Source organism: Salinicola sp. JS01 (assembly GCF_030284585.1).
Classification (GTDB): Bacteria; Pseudomonadota; Gammaproteobacteria; order Pseudomonadales; family Halomonadaceae; genus Salinicola.
On sequence record NZ_CP127244.1, the window covers coordinates 3,423,641 to 3,436,381 of the forward strand.

The 12,741-nt window shown below is 68.3% G+C and carries 14 protein-coding genes; 7 read left to right on the forward strand and 7 right to left on the reverse strand.

Translation table 11 applies throughout. The features are described from left to right. Nucleotides 1–86: 86 nt before the first annotated feature. Genes pqqE through QO259_RS15635 form a run of 6 tightly spaced genes read right to left on the reverse strand, consistent with a single transcriptional unit; the run spans nucleotide 87 to nucleotide 5,377 of the window. Nucleotides 87–1,199, reverse strand: coding sequence for a pyrroloquinoline quinone biosynthesis protein PqqE (pqqE, locus tag QO259_RS15610; RefSeq protein ID WP_285950643.1), 1,113 nt, complete (start codon nucleotides 1,197–1,199; stop codon nucleotides 87–89). After that, entirely contained in the window at nucleotides 1,196–1,489 is a 294-nt protein-coding gene (gene pqqD, locus QO259_RS15615; RefSeq protein ID WP_285950644.1) for a pyrroloquinoline quinone biosynthesis peptide chaperone PqqD, read from the reverse strand. The genes pqqE and pqqD overlap by 4 nt, the downstream gene beginning before the upstream one ends. Beyond that, complete coding sequence (pqqC, locus tag QO259_RS15620) at nucleotides 1,486–2,286, reverse strand: pyrroloquinoline-quinone synthase PqqC (protein ID WP_285950645.1); 801 nt, start codon at nucleotides 2,284–2,286, stop codon at nucleotides 1,486–1,488. Before pqqC ends, pqqD begins: the two co-directional genes overlap by 4 nt. Further along, complete coding sequence (gene pqqB, locus QO259_RS15625) at nucleotides 2,274–3,167, reverse strand: pyrroloquinoline quinone biosynthesis protein PqqB (protein WP_233076625.1); 894 nt, start codon at nucleotides 3,165–3,167, stop codon at nucleotides 2,274–2,276. Before pqqB ends, pqqC begins: the two co-directional genes overlap by 13 nt. A 44-nt stretch (nucleotides 3,168–3,211) precedes the next feature. Next, nucleotides 3,212–3,340 (reverse strand): pyrroloquinoline quinone precursor peptide PqqA, encoded by a 129-nt coding sequence (pqqA, locus tag QO259_RS15630; RefSeq protein WP_285950646.1) that lies wholly within the window; start codon nucleotides 3,338–3,340, stop codon nucleotides 3,212–3,214. A 57-nt stretch (nucleotides 3,341–3,397) separates the two neighbouring features. Continuing rightward, nucleotides 3,398–5,377 (reverse strand): DEAD/DEAH box helicase family protein, encoded by a 1,980-nt coding sequence (locus tag QO259_RS15635; RefSeq protein ID WP_285950647.1) that lies wholly within the window; start codon nucleotides 5,375–5,377, stop codon nucleotides 3,398–3,400. A 176-nt stretch (nucleotides 5,378–5,553) separates the two neighbouring features. On the opposite strand from QO259_RS15635, the gene QO259_RS15640 reads away from it, so the two are divergent. From QO259_RS15640 to QO259_RS15650, 3 genes are all read left to right on the forward strand, one after another. Continuing rightward, nucleotides 5,554–5,970 carry a hypothetical protein gene (locus tag QO259_RS15640; RefSeq protein ID WP_035477215.1) on the forward strand — a complete coding sequence of 139 codons (417 nt, stop codon included), beginning with the start codon at nucleotides 5,554–5,556 and terminating at the stop codon, nucleotides 5,968–5,970. 127 nt (nucleotides 5,971–6,097) lie between these two features. Further along, nucleotides 6,098–6,415: a putative quinol monooxygenase gene (locus QO259_RS15645; RefSeq protein WP_285950648.1), complete on the forward strand. Its 318-nt coding sequence runs from the start codon at nucleotides 6,098–6,100 to the stop codon at nucleotides 6,413–6,415. Between the two features lie 136 nt (nucleotides 6,416–6,551). Then, the gene (locus QO259_RS15650; RefSeq protein WP_285950649.1) at nucleotides 6,552–8,078 is read left to right on the forward strand and encodes an HAL/PAL/TAL family ammonia-lyase; all 1,527 of its coding nucleotides are present in this window, start codon (nucleotides 6,552–6,554) and stop codon (nucleotides 8,076–8,078) included. Between the two features lie 21 nt (nucleotides 8,079–8,099). On the opposite strand, the gene QO259_RS15655 is transcribed toward QO259_RS15650, so the two are convergent. Further along, nucleotides 8,100–9,335: an NAD(P)/FAD-dependent oxidoreductase gene (locus tag QO259_RS15655; RefSeq protein WP_285950650.1), complete on the reverse strand. Its 1,236-nt coding sequence runs from the start codon at nucleotides 9,333–9,335 to the stop codon at nucleotides 8,100–8,102. A gap of 421 nt (nucleotides 9,336–9,756) precedes the next feature. On the opposite strand from QO259_RS15655, the gene QO259_RS15660 reads away from it, so the two are divergent. The 4 genes from QO259_RS15660 (at nucleotide 9,757) to QO259_RS15675 (ending at nucleotide 12,725) form a co-directional block, all read left to right on the forward strand. Continuing rightward, complete coding sequence (locus tag QO259_RS15660; RefSeq protein ID WP_285950651.1) at nucleotides 9,757–10,743, forward strand: 2-hydroxyacid dehydrogenase; 987 nt, start codon at nucleotides 9,757–9,759, stop codon at nucleotides 10,741–10,743. 326 nt (nucleotides 10,744–11,069) lie between these two features. Next, a complete protein-coding gene (locus QO259_RS15665) occupies nucleotides 11,070–11,750 on the forward strand; it encodes an HAD family hydrolase (protein WP_285950652.1) in 681 nt (226 codons plus the stop codon). 100 nt (nucleotides 11,751–11,850) lie between these two features. Then, nucleotides 11,851–12,225, forward strand: a complete 375-nt coding sequence (locus tag QO259_RS15670; RefSeq protein ID WP_207033538.1) for a translation initiation factor Sui1 — start codon at nucleotides 11,851–11,853, stop codon at nucleotides 12,223–12,225. Nucleotides 12,226–12,293: 68 nt separating this feature from the next. After that, nucleotides 12,294–12,725, forward strand: coding sequence for a YbaY family lipoprotein (locus QO259_RS15675; protein WP_285950653.1), 432 nt, complete (start codon nucleotides 12,294–12,296; stop codon nucleotides 12,723–12,725). The last annotated feature ends 16 nt before the right edge of the window (nucleotides 12,726–12,741 follow it).

Sequence of the window (12,741 nt, forward strand, 5' to 3'; positions counted from 1 at the left end):
CACACGACACCGCAGTGGGTGCCAATAGGGAGCGTCGCGCCTAGTGACACTAGAGTATCACTTCCAAGCCGCGCCGGTATCCGCGCTCAGCGCCCCTCACGAGCGAAGCGCCGATAGCGAAACTCGGCGTCACGACTGGCGTCGACGATAGCCAGCGTCTGGATCTGGTCGTGATAGGGCGAACGCTCGCACACCGGGTCCATCTGGCTGGCGTCGCCGGTGAGTGCGAGCGCCTGGCAGCGGCAGCCGCCCCAGTCGATCTCGCGCCGTTCGCAGCTCTGGCAGGTGTCCGGCATCCACGCCGTGCCGCGATAGGCGTTGAACGCCGGGCTGTCGTACCAGATCTCGCCGAGGCCGTGTTCGCGCACGTTCCAGAACGCGAGGCCGGGAATCGTCTCCGCCGCGTGGCACGGCAGCACGCGCCCAGCCGGGGTGACATTGAGCGATTGCCGCCCCCAGCCGTTCATGCACGGCTTGGGCAGGCGCGCATAGTAGTCCGGCACCACGGCATCGATCACCAGCTTGCCCGCGAGCCGCTCCCGCGCGGCCTCGACCAGCGCCAGCGCCTCCATCACCTGCTCGCGCGGTGGCATCAGCGCAGCGCGGTTCTCCAGCGCCCAGCCGTAGTACTGGGCGTGGGCGATCTCCAGGCGCCGTGCGCCCAGGTCGAGCGCGAGCTCCACCAGCTCGGGCAACTGGTGCAGATTGTGGCGGTGGATCACGCTGTTGAGGGTCAGCGGCAGGCCGGCGTCGGTAACCTCGGCGGCAAAGGCGCGCTTCTTCTCGAACGCGCCGGGCAGGTTGGCGATGCGATCGTTGACCTCGGCAGTGGCGCCCTGGATCGAGAGCTGCACATGGTCGAGCCCAGCCTCGGCCAGGGCATCGAGCCGCGCCCGCGAGAGATTGACCCCGGCGGTGATCAGATTGGTGTAGAGCCCGTGCTCGACGCAGCTCGCCACCAGTGCTTCGAGGTCCGACCGCGCCGCCGGCTCGCCGCCGGAAAGATGCACTTGCAGCACGCCCAGTTCGGCGGCTTCGGCGAAGACACGCTGCCAGGTCGCCGTGTCGAGCTCGTCGCGCTTGCGCGTCAGTTCGAGCGGGTTGGAGCAGTACGGGCACTGCAGCGGGCAGCGGTGGGTCAGCTCCGCCAGCATGCCGAGCGGCGGCGCGGGACGGGCGGAATCATCGAGATGACTCATGCCACTTCCAGCACTTGCTTGAGGATCAGGTCGGCGAGCATGGCGCGCACGTCGCCGAGAATGCGTTCGCGCGGGGCGGCGAAGGTGGCGGCCAGATCATCGACGATGGCGCCGATATCGCGTTCGCCGTCGACCCGAGAGAGGACCTCTCGGGCCACCGGATCGAGCTGGAACACGCGCTCCGGGGCGAGCAGCACCCAGCCGCCGCGGGCCTTGTCTTCACGCAGTCTGACGCCGCGCGGCAGACGTACGATCGCCTCTTCGGCGAGTGCTGGCGCGGATGGATTCATGTCGGCTGCCCTCCCCTTTCAGCCTCGCCGTTCCAGGCTCCCGGCGGGACTTGGCCCGTCCCTTTCGAACCGGAGCCGACGTAGGCGTGCTGGAGCGCATCGAGCATGGCCCACAGCACGCTGCACTTGAAGCGCAGCGCATCGATCACCGCCTGCTGCTGGTCGGCGCGCTGGGCGTGGCGCTTGACGTAATCCAGCGCCATCTCCGCATCCCGCGGCGCCTGGGTCAGGCGCGGCTCGAAGTAGGCCAGGGTCTCGGCCGAGACGAAGTCATAGTGGGCCAGCATGCCGCGCACCCGCTGGCCGATCACCATCGGCGAGAACAGCTCGGTGAGCGAAGAAGCCACCGCTTCCAGCAGCGTGCGGTCGCGCACGAAGTGAGTGTAAGCCTCCACCGCGAAGCGCGTGGCCGGCAGGATGCCGCGGGTCGAGACCACCAGCTCACGCGCCAGCCCCAGGCCATCGGTCAGCTTCAGCCAGCGCGCAATGCCGCCCTCGCCCGGCGCCTCGCCGTCATGGTCGACCAGCCGCGCACGCCAGATGCGGCGCAGCTCGGGATCGTCGAGACGCGCGATCAAGGAGGCATCCTTGATCGGGATCATCGCCTGGTAGTAGTAGCGATTGAGCGCCCAGGCCTGCACCTGGCGCTTGTCCAGCTCGCCGTTCTGCAGCATCAGCTGGAACGGATGGCGATGGTGATAGCGGGTCTCGCCCACCTCGCGCAGGCGCGCTTCCAGCGCTGCCATGCTCAGGGGTTCGACCAGATCGGGATGGTTCTCGACTTTCAGCTGCGACACGCAAGCTCCATGCCGTCGTAGGCGATTTCCCAACCCGCGCGCTCGGCCTGGGCGCGCTCCGGCGAGCCCTCGATCAGCACCGGGTTGGTGTTGTTGATATGCACGAAGACACGCCGGCGCACCGCCAATCCGGCGAAGGCGGCGATACTGCCCGCGTCGCCCGACATCGACATGTGCCCCATGCGTGCGCCGGTCTTGACGCCGACACCGGCAGCGATCATCTCGTCGTCGCGCCATAGTGTGCCGTCGAACAGCACCAGGTCGGCGCCCTCCAGACGCGCGGCCAGGGCCGGGGTCATCGCTGCACAGCCGGGGATGTAGTAGACCCGCGAACCGGCGCCGATGAACTCCACGCCCACGGTATCCTCGCCCTCGACGCCGATCTCGACCGTGTCGCCCTCCAGGTAGAGCGCGGTCTTGCCCGGCACCGCGAAGAGCTTCGCGCTGACGCCATCGAGCAGCTCGAAGGCGGTTTCCAGGGCCACCGGCTCGCGGGTCACGCATTCGGCGTTGAGCACGCCGAAGATCGGGTTGGTCTCGAGCACCGCCTGGATCGACGGCGTGGCCAGCAGCCGGAACGGCGAGCGCTCGCGCAGGTTGAGCAGCCCGCCGATATGATCGACGTCGGCGTTGGTCAGCAGCACGCTGCGAATCGGGGTATGGCGGTCACCGTGCTGCGGCTGCAGCACCGGGTTTTGTCGAATCTGGGCGAGAATCTCGGGGGCGCAGTTGATCAGCGCCCACTGCTCGCCATCGCGACTGATGGCAATCGAGGATTGCGTGCGCGGGGTGATGCGCGGGTCGCCGGCCCAGGCCAGGCGGCACACCTCGCACCGACAGTTCCACTGCGGGGAGCCGCCACCGGCGGCCGCCCCCAGCACGCGAAGCCGCAGACCCGCGGCTTCGCCTGCACCTGCTGCCGAACTCAAAACTCGGCGGGCATGTAGTCGTTGATTTCCATGCCGACGCAGATTTCCTTCACTTCCGGGGTCGTCCAGCTCATGGCGAGCTCCTTGAGTCGAGTGGCGTGGCGCTCCAACGAACGCCTGTGCATTCTAGCCAATCCGGCCCGACTACGTGAAACAATTAGCCGGTAAACGATCGTCTCGGTTCAGCCACCCGCCGCTTCGGCGGTGCGATAGCGCCCGGCATAGTCGAACAGCTTCTCGCCCAGACGCCAGTAGCGGCCGCTCTTGCGCGCAATGACGAAGTCCGGCGCCCGCAGGCGATGCGCTTCGGCAGCGGCCTCCTCGGCCGAGGCCGGCTGCCAGTCGCTGCCCGGAGCACGTAGATGCTGGCGCAGGAAGACCCGCGCGAAGACGTGGCGCTGGGCTCGGGTCTCGAGGCCGAACCACTCATCCAGGGTGTCACCATCCTCGTCGTGGTAGGTGACCTTGAGGCGCGGCACGCCGCGGCCGTTGGTGGTCGCCTGCAGCTGCATGCCGCTGACCCGCAGCACCTTGGCGTGTTTGAGCTTGAGCGCATCGCGCAGCTTGTCGTCGGGGTCGACCAGGCGCTCACCGCAGTGGCCACAGGCGCGTGCAGCGATGTCGTTCTCGCCGCCGCACTGCTCGCACACCTTGAAGCGGAAGCGAAAGGTGCACTGCACCTTATTACTGGCGCCCGAAGCCGCGCCCTTGGCTTTATTGGCGCCCGCCCCCACGCCGACACCGGCTGACGCGTCCGGGTTCGACCTGTCGTCTTGCGCGCCGGGTTGGGCGTGATCGACAGCGTCGCGTGTAGAGCGCGCGCGGTCATGGGCGAGTGTAGAGAACACCAGCCCCTGGCAGCGGCGGCCGTGATGCTCGATCACCAGCTCGCCGTCACGCTTGCCCCAGAAGGTGTTGGCGAAGCCGCACTCGGGGCACTCGACCTGGACCGGCTCGCTCTCGCTGTCCGGACGCGCCTGATCGATCTCGGGGGCGTAGAGATCCCACGGGTTGCCGGCGTAATCGAGCACCAGACAGTCGCGCTTACCGGGCGAGAGCCGCAAGCCGCGGCCGACGATCTGCTGATAGAGCCCCACCGACTCGGTCGGCCGCAGGATCGCGATCACATCCACATGAGGGGCGTCGAAGCCGGTGGTGAGGACCGCCACGTTGACCAGGCACTTGAGCTCACGCGCCTTGAAGGCGGCGATCAGCCGCTCGCGCTCCGGCCCCGGCGTCGCCCCGGTGACCAGGGCGCTGGCCTCCGCCGGCAGCAGGCCCAGCACCTCCTCGGCATGCGCCACGGTGGCGGCGAAGATCATCACCCCTTCGCGGTCGCGGGCGCGCTCGATCACGTCGGCCACGATCTGTGGCGTGGCACGGTTGCCCTGGACCACCCCGTTCAGGTCGCGCTCGGCGAACTGGCCATTGCGCTGCGCCGTGAGCTGCGAGAAATCGTAGAACGCCAAGGCGGCGTCGAGGCGCCGCGGCTCGGCCAGATAGCCCTGGCGCACCATCACCCGCAGCGGCTGCTCGAATACACAGTCGCGAAAGAAGGCATCCTCCGGCCCCTTGACCATGCCGTGGTAGTGGCGATAGTAAAGAAAGCCCTCCCCCAGCCGGTAGGGGGTGGCGGTCAGCCCCAGAATCTTGAGATTGGGCCGCGCCTGGCGCAGCCGGGCGATCACCTGGGCATAGCTCGAGGATGCCCGCGCCCGCGCCGCAGCGCTCGTCTGCGTTTCGGACTCCGCCCCGCCGTGGCGCAGCGCGACCCGGTGGCACTCGTCGATCACCAGCAGGGTGAAGTCACCGGCGGCGAACGCCTCGAGGCCGTTGACCACCGACTGCACCGAGCCGAACACCACCTGGCGCGCGCTCTCCTTGCGCTTGAGACCGGCGCTGAAGATATCCGCCTCTAGCCCGTAGGCGAGGTACTTGGCGTGGTTCTGCTCGACCAGCTCACGCACGTGCGCCAGCACCAGTACGCGCCCCCGCGCACGCCTGGCCAGCTCGGCGATCACCAGCGACTTGCCGCTCCCCGTGGGCAGCACCACCACCGCCGGGTCGTCACTGCCGCGAAAGTGGGCGATGACGTTGTCGACGGCCTGGGTCTGGTAGGGGCGGAGTTGGGGGCGTTGGCAGACATGGCGCGAGGGTAGCACGCGCACCGCCGCCGGGCAGCCGCGCCTGCCGTGGCAACACCGCAGCGCACACGGTCAGGCCCTGGCCGGCGATCTCGCTTACACTGGGGGGATCGCCTTCGAACCGGGCCGTGTCGCCAACGGCATCACCGCTCATGGCTCGAAGCCTGATTGACTTGATTTAGCGGAGCGCCACCATGTCATCCGAACAGACGCCACTGGCGCAATACATAGAGCGGCTGCGCGCCGAAGAGATCGATATCGAAGCCATGGACGAACAGGCCGCGCGCCTGCGTCAGGATCATCTGGAGTTCGTGCTGGTGGTAGCGGCCGACGAGCCGGCCTTCTTCCAGCTGATGCTGCCCGGGGTGTGGCAGGCCGCCGCGTCGACCAATCGTCTACGGCTGCTGGAGACCGCCAACGACGTGATGAACACGATCAAGGCGGCCAAGCTGGTGGTCCACCAGGAAGCGGTGCACGTCAGCGTCGAGCAGTTCGTCAGCGGCCCCGAGCAGGGCGCAGCGCTGATTCCCGGGCTGATGGAGCTGCTCAAGAGCGCGGTGGCCGAGTTCCAGGAGCGGTTGGGGATGGGCGAGGCGCCGCGCATTCATTAGCGCCGCCGGACAAGATGGCGTTCGCCGGGCTTTTCGTCCTCACCCAGGGTTGCGTGAGCCCAGTACCACCCGCACCTAAGAGTCATCGACTGCATAGACACCCCCATAGACAACCCAGGAGAGCCGCATGGCCGATACCCCCTATTTCGTCGTAATTGCCGAGTTTCAGATCAAACCGGGTCAGGTGCCGGCCTTTCTGGCGCTGGCGCACAACGACGCCAGCGAGTCGCTGGCCAACGAGGAAGGCTGTTTCACCTTCGACGTGCTGACCCCGGAAGGCAGCGAAGACCTGGTGGTGCTGCACGAGGTCTACCGTGACCGTGCCGCTTTCGAGCACCACACCAGCATGCCGCACTACGCCCCGTTCAAGGAGGCCTCCGCCCCGCTGCTGGCCGCCGAACCCAAGGTGCGCTTCTTCCTCACCGCCGAACGCCCCTCGGCCTGACGCGTTCGCGCTGAATCGTTCGGTCTGAACTTGTCGATTCCGGCGGCCAGCACTCTGCGGGCGAAGCGCTCGCTGGCCGCCGGGCACATCGCCCGGCTACACTCGGCGCCTCCCCGAGCCAAGTGGATGCCGAGCCATGTCTCATGCCCCCGAGCCGATCGTTTTCGGCCCCGCCCCGCTGACCCTGAAGGCGGTGGTCGCGCTGGCCGAGCGCCGCGCCCCCTCACGCCTGGACGACGCCCCGGCGTGGCGTGCACGCATCGCCCGCGGCGCCCAGGCGGTCGAAGGGCTGCTCGACCGCGAGGGGCAGATCTACGGCATCACCACCGGCTACGGTGACTCCTGCGTTACCGCGGTACCACTGAGCCAGGTGGCGGCATTGCCGCGTCAGCTCTACACCTTCCACGGCTGCGGACTGGGCCGTTTTCTCGAGCCCGAAGCGGCCCGGGCGGTGCTCGCGGCACGCCTGCAGTCGCTGTGCCAGGGCGTCTCCGGGGTGCGCTTCGAACTGCTCGAACGGCTCCACGCCTGCCTGCACGAGGATCTGCTGCCGCGCATTCCCGAGGAGGGCTCGGTGGGGGCCAGCGGCGATCTGACGCCGCTCTCCTACATTGCCGCCATGCTGTGCGGCGAGCGCGAGGTGATCTGGCGCGGCCGAGTGTGCCCCGCCGCCGAAGCCCACGCCGAGCTAGGCTGGACGCCATTGACCCTGCGCCCCAAGGAGGCGCTGGCGCTGATGAACGGCACCGCGGTGATGACCGCGCTGGCGTGTCAGGCGTTCGCCCGCGCCGAGTATCTACTGAAGCTCGCCACCCGCATCACCGCCCTCAACGTGGTGGCGCTGCGCGGCAACCCGGCGCATTTCGGTGCGCGGCTGTTCGCCGCCAAGCCGCATCCCGGCCAGGGACAGGTCGCCGCCTGGCTGCGTGCCGATCTGGAGAGCGAGACGGCCGCACCGCAGCAGCGCCTGCAGGACCGCTACTCGCTGCGCTGCGCGCCGCACGTGCTGGGGGTGCTGGCCGACAGCCTGGGCTGGCTGCGCGGTTTCATCGAGACCGAACTCAACAGCGCCAACGACAACCCGCTGATCGACCCCGACTCGGGCGAGGTGATGCACGGCGGCCACTTCTACGGCGGCCATATCGCCTTCGCCATGGATAGCCTCAAGACCCTCACCGCCAACGTCGCCGACCTGCTCGACCGCCAGCTCGCGCTGCTGGTCGACAGCCGCTACAACCATGGGCTGCCGGGCAATCTCTCCGGCGCTCCGGCCGAGCGGGCGATGATCAATCACGGCTTCAAGGCAGTGCAGATAGGCGCCTCCGCCTGGGCCGCCGAGGCGCTCAAGGGCACCCTGCCGGCGAGCGTCTTCTCGCGCTCCACCGAGTGCCACAATCAGGACAAGGTGAGCATGGGCACCATTGCCGCCCGCGATGCCCTGCGCGTGCTCGAACTCACCGAACAGGTCGCCGCGGCGACACTGCTGGCGGCGCTGCAGGGGGTTCACCTGCGCGCTGACCCGCTGCCCAAACCGCTGGCCACCATGGTCGCGACGCTGCGTGAGGATTTCGCCCCGGTGGGCGAGGACCGCGCCCTGGATGCCGAGCTGCGTCACTGCCTGACGCGGATCCGCTCACGCCACTGGCCGCTGTATGCCTCCTGAAGCGGCAACGGCCGCGTCGGCTCAGAAACGCTTGGCTGAATAGGGCGCTGGCTCGATATAGGGCGTCTCGCCGCACATCATCTCCGCCAGCAGCCGCCCCGAGGCCGGCCCCAGAGTGAAGCCCTGATGGGCGTGGCCGAAGTGGAACCACAGCCCGGTGTGCTTGGGCGCCGGGCCGATCACCGGTTTCATGTCCGGCGTGCACGGCCGCGCACCGAGCCACGGGGTCTGCTCGACCGCATCGCCGATCGCCAAAAGCTCGCGCGCGACGCGCTCGGCCTTGCTCGACTGCAGCGGCGTGGCGCGGGCGTCGAGACGTGCGAACTCGGCCCCGGTGGTGATGCGCAGGCCGCGATTCATCGGCGCCAGCATGATGCCGTTCTCGGCATCCAGCATCGCCATGCTCAGCGGCGTCGGCATCTCGTAGTGGCGGTGGTAGCCGCGCTTGACGAACAGCGGCAGGTGGTAATCGAAGCGCCGCAGCAGCTCGTCCGACCACGGGCCCAGCGCCACCACGGCCTCGGCGGCCTCGACCGGCCCTTCGCTGGTGGTCACCCGCCAGCCGGCGCCGTGACGTTCGAGGGTCGCGGCGTCGCCGCTGACGAAGGCGCCGCCGCGGGCCTGGAACAGGCTGGCGTAGCTCGCCACCAACGCGCCGGGGTCGCGTACCGACCACGGCTGGGTCCAGTGCACTGCACCCGCCAGGCGCTGGGTCAGCCCAGGTTCCAGCCGCGCCAGCTCGTCGCCGCTGACCGGCGCATGCTCGACCCCGTACTCCTGGGCCAGCCGTTCGGCATTGGCCAGGCCCTTCTCCAGCGCCTCCTGGCTGCGGTAGGCGGTGCGCCAGCCGCTCTTGCGCACCAGCGTCCCGGCGCCGGCCTCCTCGATCAGGCTGTCGTGCTCGCTCAGGCAGTGGGCGATCAGCCGGCTGTACTCCCGCGCCACCTGGGCGTAGCGCGACGGCGAGGACCACCACCAGTACTGCGCCAGCGGCGAGGCCAGATGCGGCAGCGCCGAGGGGTGGTAGTTGACGTCGATGCCGCCCTTGCGCGCGACCTTGAAGATCATGCGGCTGTCGTGCGGGAAGGGGTAAGGCTCCACCGCCTCGCGCTGGATCAGGCCGGCGTTACCGTAGGAGGTCTCCTCCCCCGGCGCGCGGCGATCCACCAGCACCACGTTGCGCCCACGCCGCTGCAACTGCAGCGCGGTCGACACCCCGATCATGCCGGCCCCCAGCACCACCACATCCGCTTGCATAGCCACTCCTCAGCCCTTGAACACCTACTTAGCCCTTGAACAACTACTTAGCCCTTGAACAACTACTTAGCCCGTGAACACCTACTCGGCCCTTGAACACGCCAACGGCATCGCCCATGGGTCAGCGCCGATGCCGCCCCAGTGACGAACCCCGTGCCGCATCCTGTCATACCTGTAGCAGTCGATGATAACAGCAACCCCGGCGCAACCAAGGGCTGCGGGCGCGAACACTCGCGCCCTCGGGGTCGACGTCAGCGTCAGCCTCGGTGGTCTGGACTTTACGCAGGCCGACTCGCCATGATGCGGTGATCACCGGTGAAGTCCCTGCCCGCCCTCGGCGCCGTGCCGGCGCGACTTTGGCGTCTTCCCCCGGCCACGTTGGGCTGGGTCGGCCGGTCCATGCCATCAAACGGAGAGTTCCATGCGTAAGCGTATCCTGGCCTATCGCCGCCTCGACGAGCAGCAGCTCGACCAGCTCCGCGAGCGCTATCAGGTCGACTACTTCGGCAAGCTCGCCTCCGCCGACGACCCGGCATTCCGTGAGGCGCTGGGCCAGGCCCACGGGCTGATCGGCGCGGGGGTGAAGATCACTTCCGAGCTGCTCGACGCGGCGCCGAATCTCGAGACCATCTCGAGCATTTCGGTGGGCGTGGACAGCTACCCGGTCGAGGAGCTGACCCGGCGTGGCATCCTGCTCAGCCATACCCCGGACGTGCTCACCGAGACCACCGCCGACACCGGCTTCGCGCTGATCATGGCGAGCGCCCGGCGGGTGGTGGAACTGGCCGAGTACGTCAAGCGCGGCGAGTGGCAGGCGAGTATCGGCGCCGAGCAGTTCGGCACCGACGTGCATGGCAAGACCCTGGGCATGATCGGCTTCGGCCGGATCGGCCAGGCGATCGCCCGCCGCGGTGCGCTGGGCTTCGGCATGCGCGTGCTCTACGCCAAGGCCTCGCCCAAACCGGCACTGGAGCAGGAGCTGGGAGCACGCCACTGCGAGCTGGACGAGCTGCTGCGCGAGGCCGACTTCGTCTGTGCGATCGTGCCGCTCAACGCCGATACCCGGCACCTGATCGGCGTGGCCGAGTTTGCGCGCATGAAGTCGAGCGCGATCTTCATCAATCTGGCCCGCGGCGAGGTGGTCGACGAAGCCGCGATGATCGATGCCCTAGAACGCGGCGAGATCCGCGGCGCCGGTCTCGACGTGTTCGCGCAGGAGCCGCTGCCGGCCGACTCGCCGCTGCCGCGCATGGCCAACGTGGTCGCGCTGCCGCACATCGGCTCGGCCACTCACGAGACGCGCACCGCCATGGCCCAGCGCGCCGTCGACAACCTGCTGCTGGCGCTGGAGGGCAAACGCCCACTCAGCCCGTTCAACCCCGAAGCCTGGTCCGAACGGCTCGGCTGAACGCCAGACAGGGCGCGAAACACGACAGCACGGCGAGGATACGGGCGGGCGCACTGTGCGCTCGAACCGACTTCATCGGTCAACTCGGGCCGACTTCATCGGTCAAAGAGTGTGCAATTCGCGCCCAGCGGCACGCCCTGACTTGTCAAGCAGAATCTCGGCGACTAAAGTTGGAGAGCGTCATTGAAAACAGTGTTCCGTAACCTTATCTCAACAAAAGGGTCACGGTGCCGATAACCGGGATATTGGCGCGACAGCCACCGACTCACCGGCCACGGCCGCTCTGGTCACCCCTTTCACTGACAGCGCCCTCGAGGCGACCCATCATGCCCGACCCGCTCTGCTTGCTTTTCGATTGCGACGGCACTCTGGTCGACAGCGAACCGTTGCTGGCCGAGATCATGGCCAAGTACCTCACCCAGGCCGGCCTTCCGTTTCGCCCCCTCGATTACATGAACGACTTTCGCGGCGCGCGCTTCGGCAGCATCGTGGCGCATCTCGAACGCGCCTACGGCGAGATCGATCCCACGCTGCGCGAAGAGACCGAACGCGACATGCGCCGTGAGATGAACGAGCGGATGCTCAACGAGCTCGCGCCGATCGAAGGCGCCGCCGGTGCCCTCGATGCGCTGGGCGGGCTGCCGCGCTGCGTCGCCTCCAACGGCCCCGAGCACAAGATCCGTCGCGCGCTCGACAGCACCGGACTACGCCACTTCTTCGATGATCATATCTACAGCGCCTACAGCGTGGGCAGCTGGAAGCCCGACCCCGGCCTGTTCCTGCACGCCGGCCACGACATGGGCTTCGACCCGGCCCACTGCGTGGTGATCGACGATGCCCAGGTCGGCGTGCGCGCTGCGCTGGCCGCTGGCATGCGGGTGATACACATCAACCGCTTCCCCGAGCGCGAGGCCACACCGGCGGGCGCCATCGCCATCGGTCATATGCGCGAGCTGCCTGCTGCCGTCGATCGGCTGCTGCCGATGCTCGCCGCCAACCACGCCTGATAGCGGCTCGATCTCCCGCCGGGGCGTCGGCGGGCAGCGCTCGTCCACCCCCGGCCGGGCGCGCTATCATGGCGTCTCAGCCATTGCAGCGGAGCCCTTCATGCCCTCCCTCCAGGATCAGTTGCGCGGTCTGGTCTACTCCACCGAGCACGGTGAGACCTGCCCCGCGTGCCGCCAGGCGCTCGCCGAGTGCCGCTGTCAGGCCGACGCCGAGGCCGAGCGGCTCGCCGCACTCGACGGGATCGTGCGTATCCGCCGCGAAACCAGCGGCCGCAAAGGCAAGGGCGTGACCACGATCGAAGGCGTCCCCCTCCCTCAGGAGGAACTCAAGGCGCTGGCCAAGGTATTGAAGAAGCGCTGCGGCACCGGCGGCGCGCTCAAGGCGGGAGTGATCGAGATCCAGGGCGACCATCGCGAGGTGCTCAAGCGCGAGCTGGAAACCCGCGGCTATACGGTCAAGCTGGCCGGCGGTTGAGGAATTTATCGCCGCCACCTGTGTCTCAATGCCAGCTTCCCGCTCGCTATTTCAGGAGATCGCATCCCATGCCGCTACCCGCCCTTTCGCGCGGTGTCCGTTCGGCCGCCGTCTTGCTGGCTGTCGCCCTGCTGGCCGGCTGCGCCGGGGGACCGCAGTTCGAGACCCTAGCCGCCCGGGTGGTCTCCGAGAACCCGGTCACCCTGCCCGCCGATGCCACCCTGGAAGTGCAGATCGAAGACGTCACCCACGGCGACGTGGTGGCCAGCAGCCGTTACGAGCAGCTCGACCAGCTGCCGCTGCCGGTCACGCTGCAGTATCTGCCCGACGCCATCGCGCGTGACGACATCTACCAGCTCAGCGCCCAGATTCGCAGCCATGGACGCATCATCTACCTGAGCCAGAAACCGGTGGCGGTGTTCGGCCGCCAAGATCCCGCGGAGCCCGACATTCCGGTGGTGTCGACCGGGGCCGACGCGCTTGCCCCCTCGGCACCCTGAAGCGCTCACCCCAGCG